General features: G+C 56.8%; 22 protein-coding genes. 6 read left to right on the top strand and 16 right to left on the bottom strand.

The features are described from left to right. Positions 1–73: 73 nt before the first annotated feature. Positions 74–505, top strand: coding sequence for an IS200/IS605 family transposase (tnpA, locus tag BJL95_RS09655; protein ID WP_071157500.1), 432 nt, complete (start codon positions 74–76; stop codon positions 503–505). 40 nt (positions 506–545) lie between these two features. On the opposite strand, the gene BJL95_RS09660 is transcribed toward tnpA, so the two are convergent. From BJL95_RS09660 to mgtA, 13 genes are all read right to left on the bottom strand, one after another. Beyond that, positions 546–854 carry a Crp/Fnr family transcriptional regulator gene (locus tag BJL95_RS09660; RefSeq protein WP_071157503.1) on the bottom strand — a complete coding sequence of 103 codons (309 nt, stop codon included), beginning with the start codon at positions 852–854 and terminating at the stop codon, positions 546–548. A gap of 166 nt (positions 855–1,020) precedes the next feature. Beyond that, positions 1,021–1,209, bottom strand: coding sequence for a hypothetical protein (locus BJL95_RS09665; RefSeq protein WP_064031180.1), 189 nt, complete (start codon positions 1,207–1,209; stop codon positions 1,021–1,023). A 233-nt stretch (positions 1,210–1,442) separates the two neighbouring features. Further along, positions 1,443–2,807, bottom strand: coding sequence for a glutathione-disulfide reductase (gene gorA, locus BJL95_RS09670; protein ID WP_071157505.1), 1,365 nt, complete (start codon positions 2,805–2,807; stop codon positions 1,443–1,445). Between the two features lie 15 nt (positions 2,808–2,822). Beyond that, positions 2,823–3,371 carry a peroxiredoxin gene (locus BJL95_RS09675; protein ID WP_175463685.1) on the bottom strand — a complete coding sequence of 183 codons (549 nt, stop codon included), beginning with the start codon at positions 3,369–3,371 and terminating at the stop codon, positions 2,823–2,825. Positions 3,372–3,464: 93 nt separating this feature from the next. Then, on the bottom strand, positions 3,465–3,908 hold the full coding sequence (locus tag BJL95_RS09680) for a DUF2383 domain-containing protein (RefSeq protein WP_071157509.1): 444 nt from the start codon (positions 3,906–3,908) through the stop codon (positions 3,465–3,467). Positions 3,909–3,954: 46 nt separating this feature from the next. After that, positions 3,955–4,440, bottom strand: a complete 486-nt coding sequence (locus tag BJL95_RS09685; protein WP_071157511.1) for a hypothetical protein — start codon at positions 4,438–4,440, stop codon at positions 3,955–3,957. Between the two features lie 502 nt (positions 4,441–4,942). Next, on the bottom strand, positions 4,943–5,764 hold the full coding sequence (locus BJL95_RS09690) for an alpha/beta fold hydrolase (protein ID WP_071157513.1): 822 nt from the start codon (positions 5,762–5,764) through the stop codon (positions 4,943–4,945). 52 nt (positions 5,765–5,816) lie between these two features. Then, positions 5,817–5,993 (bottom strand): hypothetical protein, encoded by a 177-nt coding sequence (locus tag BJL95_RS25115; protein ID WP_168030687.1) that lies wholly within the window; start codon positions 5,991–5,993, stop codon positions 5,817–5,819. A gap of 16 nt (positions 5,994–6,009) precedes the next feature. Then, entirely contained in the window at positions 6,010–6,360 is a 351-nt protein-coding gene (locus BJL95_RS09695; RefSeq protein ID WP_071157515.1) for a four-helix bundle copper-binding protein, read from the bottom strand. Between the two features lie 172 nt (positions 6,361–6,532). Beyond that, positions 6,533–6,811, bottom strand: coding sequence for a CsbD family protein (locus BJL95_RS25690; RefSeq protein WP_231883745.1), 279 nt, complete (start codon positions 6,809–6,811; stop codon positions 6,533–6,535). Positions 6,812–6,869: 58 nt separating this feature from the next. Continuing rightward, the gene (locus BJL95_RS09705) at positions 6,870–7,052 is read right to left on the bottom strand and encodes a CsbD family protein (RefSeq protein ID WP_064031196.1); all 183 of its coding nucleotides are present in this window, start codon (positions 7,050–7,052) and stop codon (positions 6,870–6,872) included. 164 nt (positions 7,053–7,216) lie between these two features. After that, positions 7,217–7,777 (bottom strand): PRC-barrel domain-containing protein, encoded by a 561-nt coding sequence (locus tag BJL95_RS09710; RefSeq protein ID WP_071157556.1) that lies wholly within the window; start codon positions 7,775–7,777, stop codon positions 7,217–7,219. Positions 7,778–7,982: 205 nt separating this feature from the next. Then, positions 7,983–10,559, bottom strand: coding sequence for a magnesium-translocating P-type ATPase (mgtA, locus tag BJL95_RS09715; RefSeq protein ID WP_139306201.1), 2,577 nt, complete (start codon positions 10,557–10,559; stop codon positions 7,983–7,985). A gap of 536 nt (positions 10,560–11,095) precedes the next feature. On the opposite strand from mgtA, the gene BJL95_RS09725 reads away from it, so the two are divergent. Next, positions 11,096–11,464 carry a hypothetical protein gene (locus tag BJL95_RS09725; protein WP_071157519.1) on the top strand — a complete coding sequence of 123 codons (369 nt, stop codon included), beginning with the start codon at positions 11,096–11,098 and terminating at the stop codon, positions 11,462–11,464. A gap of 67 nt (positions 11,465–11,531) precedes the next feature. On the opposite strand, the gene BJL95_RS09730 is transcribed toward BJL95_RS09725, so the two are convergent. After that, the gene (locus BJL95_RS09730; protein ID WP_071157522.1) at positions 11,532–12,245 is read right to left on the bottom strand and encodes a Crp/Fnr family transcriptional regulator; all 714 of its coding nucleotides are present in this window, start codon (positions 12,243–12,245) and stop codon (positions 11,532–11,534) included. A 395-nt stretch (positions 12,246–12,640) separates the two neighbouring features. Between BJL95_RS09730 and BJL95_RS09735 the strand changes: the two genes are divergently transcribed. Then, a complete protein-coding gene (locus tag BJL95_RS09735; protein ID WP_071157560.1) occupies positions 12,641–12,979 on the top strand; it encodes a small metal-binding protein SmbP in 339 nt (112 codons plus the stop codon). A 140-nt stretch (positions 12,980–13,119) separates the two neighbouring features. Here the strand turns inward: BJL95_RS09735 and BJL95_RS09740 are convergent, their stop codons facing one another. Continuing rightward, positions 13,120–13,857, bottom strand: a complete 738-nt coding sequence (locus tag BJL95_RS09740; RefSeq protein ID WP_071157524.1) for a Crp/Fnr family transcriptional regulator — start codon at positions 13,855–13,857, stop codon at positions 13,120–13,122. A gap of 492 nt (positions 13,858–14,349) precedes the next feature. Between BJL95_RS09740 and shc the strand changes: the two genes are divergently transcribed. Beyond that, the gene (shc, locus tag BJL95_RS09745) at positions 14,350–16,332 is read left to right on the top strand and encodes a squalene--hopene cyclase (protein WP_071157526.1); all 1,983 of its coding nucleotides are present in this window, start codon (positions 14,350–14,352) and stop codon (positions 16,330–16,332) included. 95 nt (positions 16,333–16,427) lie between these two features. Here the strand turns inward: shc and BJL95_RS09750 are convergent, their stop codons facing one another. Then, on the bottom strand, positions 16,428–16,979 hold the full coding sequence (locus tag BJL95_RS09750; RefSeq protein WP_071157527.1) for a PAS domain S-box protein: 552 nt from the start codon (positions 16,977–16,979) through the stop codon (positions 16,428–16,430). Positions 16,980–17,242: 263 nt separating this feature from the next. Between BJL95_RS09750 and BJL95_RS09755 the strand changes: the two genes are divergently transcribed. Both BJL95_RS09755 and BJL95_RS09760 read left to right on the top strand, forming a co-directional pair. Continuing rightward, a complete protein-coding gene (locus tag BJL95_RS09755) occupies positions 17,243–17,629 on the top strand; it encodes a DUF4398 domain-containing protein (RefSeq protein ID WP_071157528.1) in 387 nt (128 codons plus the stop codon). Positions 17,630–17,646: 17 nt separating this feature from the next. After that, positions 17,647–18,531, top strand: a complete 885-nt coding sequence (locus tag BJL95_RS09760) for an OmpA family protein (protein WP_071157562.1) — start codon at positions 17,647–17,649, stop codon at positions 18,529–18,531. Positions 18,532–18,599: the final 68 nt, after the last annotated feature.

Consider the following 18,599-nt stretch of genomic DNA (forward strand, 5'->3'; position numbering starts at 1 on the left):
GTTTGACATTTAGAGGAGTCCATCAGGAAACTCGAGAGCGTGAGCCGCCAAGCAAACGCAAGAGGAGAACCTGATGGACGAGAACGAAAGCTTAAGCCACTCGAAATGGGAGTGCAAATATCACGTTGTGTTTATTCCCAAGTGCCGTCGCCGAACGCTGTATAGGGCGTTGCGCAAGCATTTGGGCGAGGTGTTTCGAAGGTTAGCGAGCCAGAAAGAAAGCCGAATATTGGAAGGGCATTTGATGCCGGATCATGTGCATATGTTGATCTCTATCCCGCCGAAATATGCGGTGTCCCAGGTAATCGGCTATATCAAAGGGAAGAGTGCGATTCACTTGGCCCGTGTTTATGGTGGAAAAAAGCGGAACTTTGTAGGTCAGCATTTCCGGGCGCGGGGGTATTTTGTTTCGACAGTGGGTCGGGATGAAACGATGATACGGGAGTATATCCGTCATCAAGAACAGGAAGACCAACGCATCGAACAAATGAACCTTTGCCAATGAGTCGCCGCCTAAAGTTAAAGGGCCGCGTTAGCGACCCTATTTACCGCTTTGAGCGGTTCACAACATAAAGCCCCCGGCTTTGCCGGGGGATATTTACTAGGCTAAGGCCAACAAAGCCTTCGTTGCCAATGATGGCAAGCTCGCTGGACGCGCCGTCCGCAATCACGTAAATCTTGGAAACGATACATGTCGTGGGAAAGTAGGCGTAACGCAACTCGCTGCCCGACTCGTAAATGACTTGACCGGCAGGCATTTGAATCGGCTCCAGATCTGTCGCCAATCGTTGGTAAGTCTGTGCCGGAAGCGCCCCCAGCAAGAGATTGATTCGCTGCGAATTGAGTGTGGTCACGCGGTGTCTCCATGGTTTCGAATAAGGTCCACGGTCTGCAGAAACGCGGTTAGGCTATGCTTGAAGTCGCAAACAGCCCGTACGCCGATCACCAGTCCGGCTCAGCACGCGGTTTACCCCGGCGGAGTTAAATTCGCGATCAGCATGCCGGCTTGAAGAATGTTGCTTAGTAGCCGGGCTGCTTCGGGCCTTTTCTAATTTTCTCCCTAAAATTACCTAGTCCGGCTTCCAGTTTGCCGGTTTTTCTATGTGGATTACGTTCAAGTTCTGTGTCGTCATCCGCTAAATAGTTGCCGGTATGTTCGAGTTCAACGTCCGTTTGACGGACGCGAGCGGTTAGTTTGTCTTTGTTCATCTGGACTCCGATCAGTTGGAATTGGTATCAAAGCGCTTAGCGCCGGAATCCGGCGCTGAATCAAACCTTACAAATAATCGGAATTTCTATCCGTTCGGTAGCGAACATAGCTTATTCGTTAGCCAGTGGGGCTGCGTGTCGTGATTATTTACCGGTCGTAGCGCTGGTCCAAATGGCGCGTTTCCGCCGAAACGACCGGAACCACCGGTACATTGAAGCCGTAGTGTTCGGCGTTAGCCAGAGATTGGGTCGGCGAGCGTCCGCAGGCTGACGAACTCTTCGGCGGAAGTTGGGTGCACGCCGATAGTCGAGTCGAAAATAGCCTTGGTCGCGCCGGCACGCAGCGCAATAGCCATGCCTTGGATAATTTCCGGCGCATCGGCGCCTATCATGTGCAGGCCGACTACTCTGTCCGTCACGGGTTCCACGATCATTTTCATCAGGGTGTTTTCGTCCTTACCCGACAGCGTATTTTTGATGGGTGTGAACTCGGTTTTATAAATCGCAATGTCAGAATACTTTTGCCGTGCTTGCGCTTCGGTTAAGCCGACGCTGGCGATATTGGGTTGGGAAAATACCGCAGTGGGGATGTTGTTGTAATCCACCGGGCGGGCGTCCTTGAAATACACACTATTCACCAGTGCCTCGCCTTCGGCAATCGCGACCGGCGTCAGATTGATCCGATCGGTGACATCTCCTAGCGCATAGACAGACGGCAGATTGGTTTGATAGTCACCATTGACGATGATCGCGCCGTTGGTATCCAGTGCCACGCCAAGTTCTTCCAAGCCGAAACCCGCCGAATTCGGCGTTCTGCCGGTGGCGTACAGCACCAGATCGGTCGTCATGACGTTGCCGTCCAGCAAGCTGACGGCAAAGGCATCGCCATCCTCGGCAATCGCATGCACATCGCTATTCAACAGAATCTTGACGCCTTGCCGCGCCATGGCCGCCCTCAGAAAGTCGCGAATATCCTCGTCAAACCCTTCCAGCAGCTTTTCGGCGCGCTGGCAAACGGTGGTGTCCACCCCCAGGCCGTTCAGAATACTGGCAAATTCGACCGCGATGTAACCGCCGCCCACGATCACGATGCGTTTGGGCAATTTTTTCAGGGAGAACAGTTCGTTCGAGGTAGCGATATGCTGCTTACCGGGAATATCGGGGACAAACGGCCAACCGCCGGTGGCGATCAAGATGCGTTTGGCCGTGCATCGCGTGCCGGCGACCGCGATCGTATGCGCATCGAGCAATTGGGCCTTACCGTTGAAGATAGTCACTCGGGATTGTTGCAAGTGGCTTTGATAAACCGCATGCAAGCGCTCGATTTCGCGGTTTTTGTTGGCGATCAGGCTGGGCCAGTCGAAGGCGGCATTGTTCAGTGTCCAACCGTAACCGGTGGCGGCGGCGAAGTCGTCTTTAAATTGCGAGGCGTAGACCAACAGTTTTTTCGGTACGCAACCCAGGTTGACGCAGGTGCCGCCAAGGTCGCGGACTTCCGCGATCGCCACGCGCGCGCCCCGGTTGGCCGCGGTATTGGCGGCTCGAACACCGCCGGAGCCGGCGCCCACGACGAACAAGTCGTAATCGTAGTCAATCATCCGAGCTCTCGGTACTCATCGAACCGGCCCGTGGGCGCGTTGCCGTTCTGTTAGGTAAGCCAGCATGGTATCCGCGTCGCTTACGGTAAAAGGATCGTCCGGGCAATTATCGATTTGATCCGGTTCGCTGAAGACTTTCAGAATCTTTTTATCGTCGACCAGCATGGAATAGCGCCAGGAGCGGTAGCCAAAACCCACATTGTGCTTTTTGACCAACATGCCGACTGCTTCGGTAAATTCGCCGTTGCCGTCCGGCAGCATTTTCACGTTGACGATGTTTAGATGCAAACCCCATTGGTACATCACGAAGGCATCGTTGACGCTCAGGCAATACACTTCATCAATGCCTTGCGCCAGCAGTTCCCGGTATTTTGCTTCAAAGCCAGGCAAGTGCCGGTTCGAACAGGTCGGTGTAAACGCGCCCGGTAGCGCCAACACCACGATTTTTTTGCCTTTAAAAAGATCGTCGCTGGAGACGTCTTGCCAGCGAAACGGGTTGTCCCCGGCGACACTGTCGTCGCGAACGCGGGTTTTAAAGATTACATCGGGAACGGTAGTCGGCACGTCGGGAACTCCTGTACTGTCAGAGCACGGCATCGAGACAGACGATGCCAGGGTTGGCTCGTTACAACGGTCTGTTCAGACCGGCGCGGTTCGCTAAGCGACCGTCGCACCGTTCATCCGTTCCAACGTCTGGATATGAGCGCGTTGGGCCGGCACCAGTGTCCGCTCGATCAGTTCGCGCGCTTCGGGGTCCAGCTTCTGATCCAATAGCGCTTTTTCGTAGTCTTCCAGACCGCTTTTCTCGCCTTCCTGCAATACTGTTAACGCGGTTAGTTTACCGAAGGCATTGGCGCCGCCTTGAACCAATTTGGCCCAGGCTCCCCAAACACCGGAGTTCTTGGCCGGCGTGCCCCCCAGATCTCGAATTTGAGTTTGTAAACTGGAGACGGCGGTCCGGTGGTCGTCGAAAATAGCCCGTAGCCCTTCCGAGTCACCGAGAGCGACGTTTTCCCCCAGTTTGTTAAGGACTTGGCTGTAAGTCTCGGTGGCCGCTAGTTCGTCGATCAATAAATGATCTATCGTTTCAATGCCGTGCATTATTAAAATCCCGTGCAGTGGTTATGGATGAGCTGGCAAGGCAGCATCAATTGTTGACCGATACTTCTTCGGATGAAGAAATATCCAGTGCCTCGGCCTGTTGGAAAATCGTGTTCGCGGTATCTCGCGACTCTGAGCTTGCGGTGTTGACGGCGATTAACGTGAGCCCGTCTATGATTTTTTCCCGATAGTGTTCGGCGTGATGCGCGGGAATACCGGCACCTATCAGCGCGGCGTTGATGTCTTCCACACCATCGTTTTCCAACGAACGGCTTAGTTCTATACGAATCGGACCCGCCGTTATGCAGCGGCCCACGCCGGGAATCTCCAAGTTTTCGATGCCGTTTATCCACTGCAGATCCACGCGGTGTTCGTCCGCGGTAGCGGATGTATTACCGACGCTTTGCTGATAACAACATTCTGGGGATAACAAAGAAATGTCGTTGTTGGAGAAACCCGCTACCTTAAGATTATTAACAATCTTCGCGGTTTGGCCGATATCTCGGCTTATACAAAAAATCGGTTTGTACATAATATTCTCTTTGAACTAAACAGCAGCTGGTTATTTTATTGCTGTATAGCTGAGTATTTATCGCGATTTTATTAATGGCGGTGGTTTTCTAAGAAAAACGCCGTGATCAAAAATAATTTATATACTGGCGGGCATCGAAAACCTTTATCCCACACCCTGGGAATTTAAACTCTGATCGGACAGTGATTGGTTAATCACGCAATACTGTTATTCATGTGATTGACAGTAGCTTGAATTCCGCCGCGAATCGGTGCGCTACCGCGCATTGGATAAAGCCATTCCGGTTTGTTGTGCTGCAATGGACCTTATCCCGATTAGTCGGTTCCTATAGGGCAAATCCGCGCCGGTCCCAAGAAATCGATGGTGCGTGGGGCGCCAAAGTCCGGATGGCTGACTAAGCGCGAAGCGTCACTAAGGGGTTTCGTATTGCCGCGGTAGCCCGGCCGGTCGGATGCGTTGTCGAAACGATGTGCGCGTGCCGGACCGCTTGACATCTCGCGGTTTAGGCGCTTAGAAACTCAAGCAAGTCGCCATTTAACTGGTCTTTATGGGTGTCGGCCAGGCCGTGCGGAGCGCCGGGGTAAATTTTCAAGGACGCATTCTTAATCAATTTCGTCGCGGCAATGGCCGAGGCGGCTATCGGCACAATTTGATCATCGTCGCCGTGAATCAGCAGGGTCGGAATATCGAATGCCTTTAAATCGTCGGTAAAGTCGGTTTCGGCAAATGCCTTGATACTGTCCAGTTGGTTTATCAGCCCACCTTGCATGCCTTGAAGCCAAAATGCGTCGCGGATGCCTTGGCTTACTTCGACATCCGGGCGGTTGGCGCCGTAAAAGGGCGCGGTCAGATTCTTGAAAAACTGCGAGCGGTCCGCGCTAACGCCGCTCCGAATATCGTCGAATACCGAGAGCGGCAAACCGATCGGATTATTGTCGGTTTTCAGCATCAGCGGGGTCACAGACCCTACCAGCAAGACCCCCGCGACGCGTTGGCAGCCGTGCCGGCCGATATAGCGCGCCACTTCGCCGCCGCCGGTGGAATGACCAACCAAGGTTATACCGCTTAAGTCCAGGTATCCGATGAGTTCCGCCAAGTCGTCGGCGTAGGTTTCCATATTGTTGCCCAACCACGGCTGGTCGGAACGACCATGGCCGCGCCTATCGTGCGCGATGCAGCGATAGCCGCGCGCCGCCAGATAGACCATCTGATTTTCCCAGGCATCCGCGTTTAACGGCCAGCCGTGACTGAACACCACCGCCGGGCCCGAGCCCCAGTCCTTGTAATAAAGTTTCGTGCCGTCTTTGGTGAGTATCGTGCTCATGGTGGGTGCTCCTTGTGCTACGCGAGGCAATCAGAAAGGTGGTGGGTTTAGCTCAGCAAAAAACCGGATGCAGGCTGGCGCGGCACTGGATTTTGCCGAGCAAGCTTGTGTTGGCGCTGCTGTTGTCGGTCCCCGCGTCTGAAAGTGGGAAGGTGGTTTGCGCAGCCGGCGAACAGGCGGACAAGACCGCCGTGATAATCGCCGCCGACACCGGTAACTTTGGACGCATGACGGGGGTACCGCGTTTAATATTGGGCGCTAAGCATTTGCCTGCAACTGTCGGCACATTGCAGACAGGCCGCGACGCTGTCCTTCATATCGCCGATTTCGGCGCATTCCTTGGCGCAGGCTTCGCAGATTTCGGCACAAAGTTCGTGCAGGCGCAGCAAAAAGTGCGAGCCGGTCAATTGAAAATTCGCGGTGGTCCGACAGATTTCGGCGCAATTCATCATCAGACGGATATGCTTGGCTTTAACGTGCTTGCCGCCGTTTTCCAGGCAATGGTTCATCGCGGTTTGCAGGCAAATCCGGTGACAGAGCTCGCAGGCTTCAAGGCAGGATTGCATCGCTTGTTCGGAATTGGAAGATTGATGCATGGGGTTCTCCAGCGTGATGGAAATACGGATGCGGCTTCGAGGCCGATCGCTTCAATGACCAAGCTCGAACGAGCGGAATGTCGGACCAACATCGGTGTCGGAGAGCAGCTAGCCGGTCGATGCCATCGCCGAGGGGACGGGGACGAAACTCGAACCCACTAGCCGCCGTCACTTACTTGCCTTTTTGTATGTCCTGCTTAAGATCGCCGTAGCCTTTTTGGGCTTTGCCGAGGTTTTTCTGGACATTGCCTTCCACTTCCATCCCTTTGTCGTCAATGATCTTGCCGGTGACTTCCTTGACCGTACCCTTGGTTTCTTCGATCCGGCCTTCTACCTGATCCTTGTTCATCGGCGCGTCGTCTTCATGGCCGGCGGAGAAGGCGCCCAATGAGCAAACCGTGGCGAGTACGCCTATCCATAATTGGTGGCCCTTGATTTTTGGTGATTTCATGATGGTGCCCTCGAGAGTCGAGTTTCGCTTGGTGACGTCATCGCGACCGCGAGTGCTATCAGTCGTCCGCGGCTTTCTCGATGTCGTTCTTCACATCGCCGATTACCGACTGGACCTTCCCGATATTTTTCTGGACATTGCCTTCCAGCTCCATTTCGTCGTCGTTGATTAGTTTGCCGGCGACTTCTTTCACTTTGCCTTTGGCTTCTTCGACACGGCCTGTTACTTGATCTTTGTTCATGATGATTTCCAATGGTGTTTTAGTCGTATGGGAACGAGTACCGATGTTTTTCAGCACTCACGGCAGACCATACTCGCAACGCCCGGCACGGTCGGTACGTCAACGCACATAGATGTCGGGGGGGGCCGATGCATGGAGGGTATCGGCGAATCCGCCGATGGCCGTTACGGTGCCACGCGATAAAACTGACTGAGCGCCTCGCGTTGCTCTTCCCATTTCTCGGAACTTTCCGGCCAATGTCTTTTATCGAAACCGGGTGCCGTTTTTAAGGTCTCCTTATCCAGGTCCAGGATGTAATAATCCCTGGGGCTGGTCCAACGTAGCGCTCGCCAGGGGATGGCAAACAGCTTGTCGCCCATGCCCATCAGGCCGCCGAAGGAAACCACCGCATATACCACTTGACCGTTTTGCGGGTCGATCACCAAGTCCTTGATGTCGCCGAGACTGTCGCCGGTGGTGTTTTTTACCTTGGCGCCGGTAATCTTGCTGGCCCGGCTAATTTGCTGCATCGACTTATTGGCCTCCCGTCCGCGCTCGATCGAGACTTCCTGGTTGGCTTGATTGAGTTCGACCTGTTTTTCATGGACTTCTTCTTGTTTTTTGGTCAGTTCTTGTTGTTTTTCGATGAGGTCTTTTTGTTTGTCTTTAACCTCGTCCGCGTGGACAGGGCCTAGCGCTAGCGCGCTCAGAAACGATAGGGCTACCATGGATAGGACTGTTTTCATAAGATACTCCGGCTTTGAAAATTGATCGGTGCGTTCCAGTTTGGCCGGACGTTTCGTCAGGCTTGCCAAACTCGGCAACGACTTTATTCAATGCGGCGGGCGCTGTCGGTACGCTGTCGAACACATTTGCCGTTCGAGGTGGTAGCCGCCAAACAAGTGGGCTTGGCAATGCGCCGCCATTTAGCGGACTGCCAAGTTCCGCGGATCAGCGGCGACTGGCCCGGCGCGATTTGCCGTAATTGGCATGCCAGCGATAAAAACCTCGTTTGGCTAGCTCGACGACCAATAAATACGCCGCTGCCAGCGCCGCCAGAATGAAATAAAACTGGGCCGGCGGCGGCACGAAGCCGAAATAATGGCCTATCGGCGTAAACGGCAGGACGGCGCCGATCAGCGCAATCGACAGCGAGGTGGCAACCAACACCGGATGCGCCCGGCTTTTGAAAGGATTACCTCGGGTGCGGATGATGAAGATCACCAGGACTTGGGTACACAGAGATTCGACGAACCAACCGGTTTGGAATAAGGCCTCGTCGGCTTTTAATACCGTTAACAGGATGTAAAAGGTCAAAAAATCGAATGCCGAGCTAATCGGACCGATCACCAACATGAAATTGCGGATAAAGTTCATGTCCAGAACCCGAGGTTGGCGCAGTTCTTCGGAATCGACCTGATCCAGCGGAATCGGTACTTCGGACACGTCGTACAGTATGTTGTTGAGCAGAATCTGGGTCGGCAACATCGGCAGGAAAGGTAGGAATAGCGCGGCGCCGGCCATGCTGAACATATTGCCGAAGTTGGAACTGGTGCCCATCATGATGTATTTCAAAATATTGCCGAAGGTGCGCCGGCCTTCGAGTACGCCGTCGTGCAGCACCTGCAAATCCTGATCCAGCAGAATCATATCGGCCGCTTCCTTGGCCACATCCACCGCCGAATCCACCGACAGGCCGACATCCGCCGAATGCAGCGACGGCGCGTCGTTGATGCCGTCGCCCAGATAGCCGACCACATGGCCGCGCGCTTTCAACGCCCGAATCACCCGGTCTTTTTGAGATGGATTCACCCGGCAAAACAGATTGGCTTTTTCGACGCGGATGCGCAAAGCGTGGTCGTCCATTTCGGCGATGTCCTTGCCGGTCAACACGCCGAGCACCGGAATATTTAATTGGGCGCAGACGTGTTGGGTTACCAAATCGCTGTCGCCGGTGACGATCTTTACCGTTACGCCGCTGTCCTTCAATGCCGCCAATGCCGCGCCGGCGCTTTGTTTGGGCGGGTCGAGAAAGCCGGCAAAGCCGGCGAAAATTAGCTCGCTTTCGTCGCTGACCACCGCGTGCGGATGATTTTGCGGCACTTCTCGCCAGGCGATGCCCAACACCCTGAAGCCTTCTCGCTCCAGTGCATTATGCTGTTCGTGGATGCGGGCTCGACTGGCCGGATCGAGCGGCAGTTGCGCGTCGCTGCCTTGTTGTTCGTAATGGGTGCAAAGGGTGATGATTTCCTCGGAGGCGCCTTTCACGACTAGCAAGCGGCCGTTGCCTTTATCCAGCAACACCGACACCCGCCGCCGCTCGAAATCGAACGGCACTTCGTCGATCTTTCGCCAGGCACTGATATCGATGTTTTGATGAGCCAAAATCGCCTCGTCGAGCGGGCTTTTCAAGCCGGTTTCGAAGAAGCTGTTCAGATAAGCCAGCTCCAGCACTCGCTCACTGGGCTGGCCTTGCGGGTCGACATGCTGTTCCAGTCGGATCTTGGCTTCGGTCAAGGTGCCGGTCTTGTCGGTGCACAGCACGTCCATCGAGCCCAGATTCTGAATGGCCGACAGACGTTTGACGATTACTCGTTTTGCCGCCATATGCATCGCGCCGCGTGACAGTGTGACCGATACCACCATCGGCAGCAGTTCCGGCGTCAAGCCCACCGCCAACGCCACCGCAAACAGAAAGGATTCCAACCAGGGTTTGCCCAAAAATGCGTTGACCAACAACACGAATAGCACCAGCAGTACCGTCAAGCGCATGATCAGCAAACCGAAACGGTGGGTGCCCACCTCGAAGGCGGTCGGCGGGGGTTGCCGGGTCAGGCTGTCGGCAATCGCGCCGATCGCGGTGGCGGTGCCGGTTTTGATGACGCGCATCTTGGCGCTACCGCTGATGACGGTGGTGCCCATGAATACGGCGTTGTCGGCGTCCTGCAAGTCTGTGGCGTCGGCCGGCAAATCGCCCGGACGTTTTTCGATCGGGTAGGCTTCCCCGGTCAATAGTGCCTGTTTGACGAACAGATCGCAGGCTTCGATTAGCAAGCCGTCCGCCGGCACCATGTCGCCAGCGCAGAGCAGGGCGACATCGCCCGGCACCACGTCGGTCACCGGTACGTCCACAGGTTTGCCGTCGCGCATCACCCTGGCCTTGACCGAAACCGAATGGCGCAGGCTTTCCGCCGCCTTGCCGGCTCGGTGTTCCTGGACAAAATCCAGGGTCACGCTGAACAGCACCATGACGCTGATAATCACGAAATTGGTGATCTCGCCGGTGAACGCCGAAATCGCGCTGGCAACCAGCAGCAGAATCACCAGCGGATTCTTGAAGCGCGATAGAAACTGCAGTAGCAGGGCTTGGCGCTGGCGATCCCGGAACAGGTTGGGGCCGACTTCGGCCAGCTTGGCGCCGGCTTCGACGGCGGATAAGCCCAAGGGCTTGGCGTCCGAAGGGCTGGGCGTCAGCCACCAAGCGGCTTGCTCGGCCGCGGCTGTGGTTGCGGTATTGGTTTTTTTCATAAATCACTCTCAAATATTTGCGTGGACGCCGCGCTTGCGGGTGGGCGCTTAGCCGGTCGCTACCTTCTATCGCGGCTTCAAACCATCGAACTAATCGTAACCAATAGATGTTCGATCGTGCCGTGCTCGCGCTCGCGGATCAGCGCCGCGCCGGTCAGTATGACGGACAGAGTGGTGATGCGAAACCAAGCGTTGAATTTCGATACCTAACGAGGTGTTGTCGCTATCAATGATTTGATCCTGTGGAATATGCGCGGCGGCTGCGGGCGGAGTAGGTGTTTCAGACGTTGGCGTTGTCGCGTAACGCCGCGCGGCGAGCTCAGGCAAGGCTAACCAGTCGGGTGTATTCGGTCTGCGCGCTAGCGTACCAAGCCGGACCGGCGCTGGCCCGAATCGGCGTACGCTAGCGCACCGACAACCGAGGATTTAAAGGCTAGATTTCAGATTGCGAGTTCGGCGTTGCCGAACAGGGTTTCGCCGGGCGATGTCAGCCTTACGGAACGATAGAAGGGTTTTTAACGACGAGGTAAGCCACCATGAATACCAGCATCACGCACGACAATCCTTCCGAGGACTTTGCCGCACTCAAAAAAATCACCGCTACCGTCTACCTCTGCCAGGTGTTGACGTTCGCACTCGCCGGCTTTCCGTTGCTGGCCGGCGTGGCCATCAACTTTTTCTATCGGAACAACGTCAAGGGAACCTGGTTGGAATCGCATTTCAATTGGCAGATTAAAACCGTATGGGTCACCCTGGCCGGCTTTGCGCTGTCCGGTTTGGTATTGATGATCGATATTCAATTGAGTTTGGTGGTCTTGATTCCGACCTTGCTGCTGCTGATCTATCGAATCGTGATCGGTTGGAGCAATTTGACAGCCGATAAGCCGCTGAAAGAACTCAGCTAAGATTCTCGGATTTGGTTTGGCCGACGCCGATTGGCCGATTGGGTGAGGGCGTTGGTCAAGCCGGGCTTCAAGCACCGCCCAAGAAGCGCCGGTAGGTTTCGGTCTCGATGCGATAGCAGTCGCAAGCGGCGGCCTCCAGGCCGCTTCTATCCAAAATCGTGATGTCGCCGCGCCGATAGCGAATCAAGGCCTGTTCTTGCAGGGACAGCGCGGCCTTGGTGATGCCGACCCGGCGCACGCCCAGTATATAGGCCAGAAAGATGTGGGTGACGTGAAAGGTGTCGGTATGGGCGCGGTCGTGGGTCATCAGCAACCAGCGGGCCAGACGGGCCTCCACTTGGTGAAACCTGTTGCAAGCCGCCGTTTGCGCCAACTGGCTCATCGAGACGTACAAATAGCGTTTCGTGGCTATTTGCAAGGAATGACTGCGCGCCAACTCCGTCAAAAACGCCGTGGCCGGCATGCGCAACGCGGAACCCGCCCCTTGCACCAGCGCTTGAAATGGCGCGATATCGACATCCAACATCAGCGTAATCCCCAACATGCCTTCGTAGCCGATCAAGCCGACTTCCAAACCGCTACCGTCGCCCATCGGCGTAACCAGCGAAACAAAACCGCCGGTCGGAAAATATACATGCGGTATACGCGCGCCGGCCAGATACAGCACCTCGGCAAAGGCCAAATGGACCGGTTCGCAGTGGCGTAGTACCAGATTGCGATCGGTCACGGGTAGGGAATCCAACAGCCGGTTGGGAGCGGTAACCGCGAGTATCGTGGACAAAGCGTGCTCCGGGGGTGATTTGAGGACGCCCGATTTTGGGTTCGGGACCGCGAGGGCGGGTAACGCTGGGAGGCGGCTATCGCGGGCGACGGGCCGACAGCTTGGCGGTCACAATAGCGGTAAGGCCGAGGGCTGTCTGTATGTTAGCGTACGGACCGGCCGATGCGCGGTTTGCGTCGCGAGCAGCCGCCTATGTGCTTTAGCGTACAGACTTCGGCACGGAGCCGCCGTATTCTGGTCCCAGCTGAGGTGAAGCCCAGCGACCGAACGCAGACATCCGGTGACAAGTTTGATCTTCGCGGTTTCAGAGCGCCAGGACGGATTTCGCGAAGGTTCTCATGCCTGACCGATTCGCCGGTGGCGCCAATAACAAACACAACGACACAGGCAAATTTATGAAAATCACACACTATTTAATCGCGTTGCTGCTAACGCTCGCTTCGCTGCAGGCCGCCGCCGCCGGCAGTCCGATGAACGAAAGTTTCACCAAATTGATTGCGCTATCCAACAGCGCGATAGAGGTGGGCAAGACCGGCAATCAACAGGCCTTCGTCGATAGCGCTACGGTCGCCTGGGAAGCCTTGAAGCAACAAAACGAGCAAGGCAGCTCGATTCGGCTGCAACGGGCCAACGCCAAACTGAAAGCCGCGATCAAAGCCGGAAAGGCCGGTAACTTGTCGGAAGGTATCAGCGAACTGGAACAGGGTATCGTGGAAATGCAGTTGGAAAAATAATCTCGCCGACACAGGGCTGCCGAGCGTCGGCATGCCGCTGTATGCAATCAGGGAGCAAAGCCGGTTAACCCCGGCTTTTTTCGGCCCCTCGTGAATGTCGGCCCGGTGGCGGGCTTGGGCGGGCTTAGACCGATCCACGCTTAAGCCGGCCCGCAATCCGCAGCCTGTTGGTGCTGTGGGAGCAATCTGTCCGACTCGGTTTTGACCACCCGGTAGCATTCGCAAACCCGCTCTTCCAGGCCGGGCCTGTCCAACACGGTAATCCGGCCCCGGCTATAGTGAATCAAGCCGGCTTGCTGTAATTTGCCGGCCGCTTCGGTGACGCCTTCGCGGCGCACGCCCAGCATATTGGCGATCAGTTCCTGAGTCATCGTCAATTCGTTGGACGGCAATCGGTCCAGACTCAACAACAACCAGCGGCACAGCTGTTGGTCCACCGAATGATGGCGGTTACAGACCGCGGTTTGCGCCATTTGGGTAATCAAGGCCTGGGTATAGCGCAGCAGCAGATGCAACATCGCATCGTAGCGATTGAATTCCTGCATCAACAAGGTACCGCGCAAGCGGTAGGCGCGCCCGGCACTTTGCACGACCGCTCGATTCGGCATGCTGCCGCCGCCCATGAACATCGCCACGCCGACCATGCCGTCGTTGCCGACCACCGCGATTTCCGCCGAGGCGCCGTTCTCCATCACGTACAGCAAGGAAATGATGCAGTTGGTCGGGAAGTAGACATAACGCAACTCGCCGCCGGACTCGTAAATCACTTCGCCGAGCGGCGTATCGACGAGTTCCAGATGCGGCAACAGCCGTTCGTATTCCTCCGGCGGCAGCGCGTTCAGCAAATGGTTCTGTTGCGGATAGTTAAGAACGGTCATCGGCGGCTTGTTTAATGGGCGGATAAATTAACGGATTCCTGTCATTCGGTTGGTGTAAGCGCCCATCGTACAGGAAAATCGACTTTCCCTACGTGCGTTAAAGAACAGAGCGAGCCAGCGGAGTTCTGTTAGGCGCGGCAAACCCGCGCGCCGCGCTAAGTGCGCTAGCGTACAGACTGCGTTCGGGCCGAACCGTAAACTGCATTTTCCCGATGCGGGCGAAAACGGTTTGGCGGTTTCGCCGGCGGCGTTCGCGATCGGCCGGGTTCAAGAATGTTCGCCGCTCCACGCACTCCGGACCCTTTCCGGATTTGGCGCGGAATGGCGGAAGTTCCGGGGCCGGCGAATGGCGGCGCGCGGGGCGTAATACTCAAAGTGCCTCGAGCCGCGGCAACGCATTTTAGTTGCCGCGGTTTTTTTTGAGGGTCGTCAATCGACCCGAACCTCGCAAACGCCAGCCTCACCAAACCCGAGTATGCAGAGACCGACATCATGCTGACAGAAAACCTGACAACGCCCGATGCGGAACTTCGCGATGGCTGCTCCGACGGCAAGTCGGCGACCTTGGATCGGGCGATCGCCAACGCCAAACGCCGCTTATTGGCCCTGCAAAATCCCGCCGGCTATTGGGTATTCGAGCTGGAAGCCGATTGCACCATACCCGCGGAATACATTCTGATGATGCATTTCATGGCCGAAATCGACCAAGGCCTGGAAGCTAAGATTGCCCGGTTTTTGCGCGCACAGGCCGGCCCGGACGGCAGCTATCCGCTGTTCAAGGGCGGCGCCGGCGACCTGAGTTGCACCGTTAAAGTCTATTACGCGTTAAAACTGGCCGGCGACGCGGCCGATGCGCCGCACATGCGCCGCGCGCGGCATTGGGTGCTGCGCCACGGCGGCGCGGCCAAGTCCAATGTGTTTACCCGTATCATGCTGGCGATGTTCCAGCAAGTTCCGTGGCGCGCGATACCGTTTATTCCGGTGGAAATCATGTTGCTGCCAAAATGGTTTCCGTTTCATCTCGACAAAGTGGCGTATTGGTCGCGGACCGTAATGGTGCCGCTGTCGATACTGTGCAGCTACCGGGTCAAGGCCCGCAATCCGCGCGGAATCGACGTCGCCGAATTGTTCTCGACCCCGCCCAACTTGGAAAGAGACTATTTTTCGCAGGTTAAAACGCCGCTGGGCAAAGCGATTTTGCTGCTGGACCGCTGTGGTCGCTTACTGGAGCCGCTGATTCCCGGATTTGTCCGCCGCAAGGCAACCGCCCAAGCCAGCGATTGGTTTACGGCCCGCTTGAACGGATACGACGGCTTGGGTGCTATCTTTACCGCGATGGTGAATGCCTATGAAGCCATGGACTACCTGGGTATCCCGGCCGACAACGCCGAACGGCGCATCGCCAGGGCGGCGATCGACGGCTTGCTGGTCGTCAAGGCGGATACGGCGTATTGCCAGCCCTGCGTATCGCCGGTCTGGGATACCGGTCTGGCCGTGTTGGCCTTGCAGGAAGTCGATAGGCATGACCACGAGCACTCGAGCCGGCGCGCCACCGATACCGCCTTGCGCTGGCTGGCCGGCAAACAATTGCGCGATCAGCCGGGCGATTGGCAAACCCAGCGCCCCGGCCTGGCCGGCGGCGGTTGGGCCTTTCAGTTCGGCAACAGTTATTATCCGGACGTCGACGATACCGCCGTCGTTGCTTACGCGATGAGCCAAGCCGAGACGCCGGCGTTCGTCGAGCCGATTCGGCGGGCGGCGGACTGGATAGCCGGCATGCAGTCGCGCAACGGCGGTTACGGCGCGTTCGATGCCGACAACGACCATTATTTTTTAAATCAAATTCCGTTTGCCGACCACGGCGCGCTGCTCGATCCGCCCAGCGCCGACGTCAGCGCGCGTTGCATCATGTTGCTGGGTCGGCTCGATGGCGTGCACCCGGAGTATAGCGCCACGATCGCGCGATGCATCGCTTACTTGCGCGCCGAGCAGGAGGCCGATGGTTCCTGGTTCGGGCGCTGGGGTACCAATTATTTGTACGGGACCTGGTCGGTATTGCTCGGTTTCGCGGAAGCGGACGTCTCCGCCAACGACGCTAGCGTGCGCCGGGCGGTGGCTTGGCTGAAATCCAAGCAGCGCGCCGACGGCGGTTGGGGCGAAAGCAATATCAGCTATCATGCTCCGAACAGCCGCGGCGAATTCGATACCAGCACCGCGTTTCATACCGCTCTGGCGGTACTGGCCTTACTGGCCGCCGACGAAACCGGCGCTCCGGAAGTCGCGGCCGGCGTCGGCTATTTGCTGAACGCTCAGCTAGCGGACGGCGGATGGCAAGACGACTGTTTTAACGCGCCGGGCTTTCCCAAGTTCTTCTACCTGAAATACCACGGCTACGACAAATTCTTCCCGCTATGGGCCTTGGGGCGCTATCGTAATCGACAAAAAGACTTGGCTCGCTTCCGCCGAACTCTTTAAAACAATACCGCTTCCCAATTTCGCTGTGAATGGAATCCGGAAGCTTCGGTTGGCTGCTGTCTTTCGACATCAGCGCGGGCCGGACGGCTAGCCGTTCAGCCCGGCCCGACTTCGGCCAATAAAACAAACAGCTTGGGCGGCGTGTCCGGACGATCGTGGCGCAGACAATCGAGATGGGCCGCGAAGGGCGTGCCGTCGGATCGGATCATCGAAATATCGAAGGCCAGTCGTTTCGCCTTCGGAGAATCCATCAGATAGCGAAAATGCCGGTACCAGTCGTCGCGTTGATCGTCGGCGACCAACTTCGAGAAACGCAAGCCGGTCAACCGGCTCTCCACCGCTCCGAACAGATCGGCGCCGGTCAGATTGATGTCGCCGATTTGATCATTGGCGTCGACCACCACATAGGCGCTTGGGGCAAACTCGAACAACGCCTGATAATGATCGTGCAATTCCGCCAGCGCCCGATAGGTTCGCTGCAACTCGTCGTTCTGCATCTCGAGCTCGATTTTATGCACCAGCAGTTCGTGCATCAGCACGTCGGCCGGTTTGGAATCGGCTTTCTCCGGCGACAAACTCACCACCAGGGCTTCGGCCCTGGCTCTGAGCGACTGCCGCCGCTCGACTCCATCCCAAACTTGGTCCATGCCTTACCGACTCCCGCTATTCGCATCGGCGCTTCGCGCCATGTACGCGATTGGGCTTATGTACGTTAGCGAACTGTGTTGAATCGCACAAAGGCGTTTAATCAAGTCCGACGCTTTCCCGAATCGCTCCCATCACCATCCTACCATCCGCGTTAGTACCGAGCGTAAAAATCTCCCAGGCCGACGCGGAGTTCGAAGCAACGGTAGCGCCGGGAAAGCCGGGCAGCGATGCCATTCGATATTTCATTCACCGGACAAAAGTCATGACACCCATAAAAAACCCCGGAACCGCCGTCGCGCTGGCGAGCCTCGCCATGGCAATGGCAACCTTGATTGCCGGATGCGCCAGCGTGCCGCCGCCGACCGAACAATTGGCCGTGTCCAAGGCGGCGCTCAATAGCGCCACTAGTGCCGGCGGCAATGAATACGCGCCGATCGCGCTGAGATCGGCCGTGTTGAAAATGGACGCCGCCGAGCGGGCGATGACGCAGCAGGAATATTTACAGGCCCGCCAACTCGCCGAACAGGCTCAGGTCGATGCCCAATTGGCCGCCGCCACCGCCCGCGCCGCCAAGGCTCAAAAAGCCGCGAGCGAATTGGGGGAAAGCAATCGCGTGCTGCGCGAAGAAATCGACCGTAAAGCCCAGTAATTCCAATGGAGAGAATGATGCAAACCTACCGAATGTTTCCACTGCCGCTGATCACCGCCGCGATCCTGTCCGGCTGCGGCACGGTGCCCAACCCGGCATTGACCGATGCTCATAACGCTTACAACAACGCCCGCGTCAATACCCAAGTCGGCACGCTGGCCGAACTGGAAATGAAGCAAGCCGACGATAGCTTGAAAAAAGCCGATCTGGCCTACGCCGAAGACGACGAGGATGAAGCCGTCAATCACTTTGCTTATGTCGCGACGCAACAGGTGGCCATCGCCCAAGCTACCGCGATCCGCAAAGTCGCCGAAACCGCGGTCAATAACGCCGAAGGTAAACGCAACCAAGTGCGCTTGGACGCCAGAACCGCCGAAGCCGATGCCGCCAAGCGCCAAGCGGCGCTCAGTCAGCAAACCGTGGATAGACAAAACACCGAATTGGCGGTGGCCGGCGCCAACAGCGAGCGCGATCAGGCGCTGCTGGCTCAACAGGACATCTTGATCAACCAATTGAACGCCAAGAAAACCGCGCGCGGCTTGGTGATCACGCTGGGCGACGTGCTGTTTCGCAGCAATAAAGCGCGCTTGCAGAGCGGCGGACTGCGCAACGTCGATAAACTGGCCGATTTTTTGAAACAGTATTCCGGCTACAAGGTATTGATCGAGGGTTACACCGACAGCAAGGGCAGCGCCGAATTTAACGAAGAACTTTCCGACCGGCGCGCCTACGCGGTGCGCACCGCGTTAGTCGACGGCGGCGTGAATAGCGAGCGGATCATGACCCGAGGTTACGGCGAAGAATATCCGGTGGCGGACAACGACACGGCTGCCAACCGGCAATTGAATCGGCGGGTGGAAATCATTTTGTCGGACGAAAACGGCAATCTAGCCAGCCGCTGACCGGTCGAAATGGCCGTCAAATTGCCTCAAGCGAAGACCGGCCAGCACCCGGTCGGCTTCGGTTGGTC

The organism is Methylomonas sp. LWB (genome assembly GCF_001856095.1).
In the GTDB taxonomy this organism is placed as follows: Bacteria; Pseudomonadota; Gammaproteobacteria; order Methylococcales; family Methylomonadaceae; genus Methylomonas; species Methylomonas koyamae_A.

Bases quoted from the DNA above. Each gene is read 5' to 3' on its own strand.
- BJL95_RS09750 (WP_071157527.1), bottom strand. From the start codon at position 16,979: ATGGACCAAGTTTGGGATGGAGTCGAGCGGCGGCAGTCGCTCAGAGCC.
- BJL95_RS09665 (WP_064031180.1), bottom strand. From the start codon at position 1,209: ATGAACAAAGACAAACTAACCGCTCGCGTCCGTCAAACGGACGTTGAA.
- BJL95_RS09755 (WP_071157528.1), top strand. From the start codon at position 17,243: ATGACACCCATAAAAAACCCCGGAACCGCCGTCGCGCTGGCGAGCCTC.
- BJL95_RS09735 (WP_071157560.1), top strand. From the start codon at position 12,641: ATGAAAATCACACACTATTTAATCGCGTTGCTGCTAACGCTCGCTTCG.
- BJL95_RS09695 (WP_071157515.1), bottom strand. From the start codon at position 6,360: ATGCATCAATCTTCCAATTCCGAACAAGCGATGCAATCCTGCCTTGAA.
- BJL95_RS09760 (WP_071157562.1), top strand. From the start codon at position 17,647: ATGCAAACCTACCGAATGTTTCCACTGCCGCTGATCACCGCCGCGATC.
- BJL95_RS09705 (WP_064031196.1), bottom strand. From the start codon at position 7,052: ATGAACAAAGATCAAGTAACAGGCCGTGTCGAAGAAGCCAAAGGCAAA.
- mgtA (WP_139306201.1), bottom strand. From the start codon at position 10,559: ATGAAAAAAACCAATACCGCAACCACAGCCGCGGCCGAGCAAGCCGCT.
- gorA (WP_071157505.1), bottom strand. From the start codon at position 2,807: ATGATTGACTACGATTACGACTTGTTCGTCGTGGGCGCCGGCTCCGGC.
- BJL95_RS09680 (WP_071157509.1), bottom strand. From the start codon at position 3,908: ATGCACGGCATTGAAACGATAGATCATTTATTGATCGACGAACTAGCG.
- BJL95_RS25115 (WP_168030687.1), bottom strand. From the start codon at position 5,993: ATGCGTCCAAAGTTACCGGTGTCGGCGGCGATTATCACGGCGGTCTTG.
- BJL95_RS09725 (WP_071157519.1), top strand. From the start codon at position 11,096: ATGAATACCAGCATCACGCACGACAATCCTTCCGAGGACTTTGCCGCA.
- BJL95_RS09710 (WP_071157556.1), bottom strand. From the start codon at position 7,777: ATGAAAACAGTCCTATCCATGGTAGCCCTATCGTTTCTGAGCGCGCTA.
- BJL95_RS09690 (WP_071157513.1), bottom strand. From the start codon at position 5,764: ATGAGCACGATACTCACCAAAGACGGCACGAAACTTTATTACAAGGAC.
- BJL95_RS25690 (WP_231883745.1), bottom strand. From the start codon at position 6,811: ATGAAATCACCAAAAATCAAGGGCCACCAATTATGGATAGGCGTACTC.
- BJL95_RS09740 (WP_071157524.1), bottom strand. From the start codon at position 13,857: ATGACCGTTCTTAACTATCCGCAACAGAACCATTTGCTGAACGCGCTG.
- BJL95_RS09685 (WP_071157511.1), bottom strand. From the start codon at position 4,440: ATGTACAAACCGATTTTTTGTATAAGCCGAGATATCGGCCAAACCGCG.
- shc (WP_071157526.1), top strand. From the start codon at position 14,350: ATGCTGACAGAAAACCTGACAACGCCCGATGCGGAACTTCGCGATGGC.
- tnpA (WP_071157500.1), top strand. From the start codon at position 74: ATGGACGAGAACGAAAGCTTAAGCCACTCGAAATGGGAGTGCAAATAT.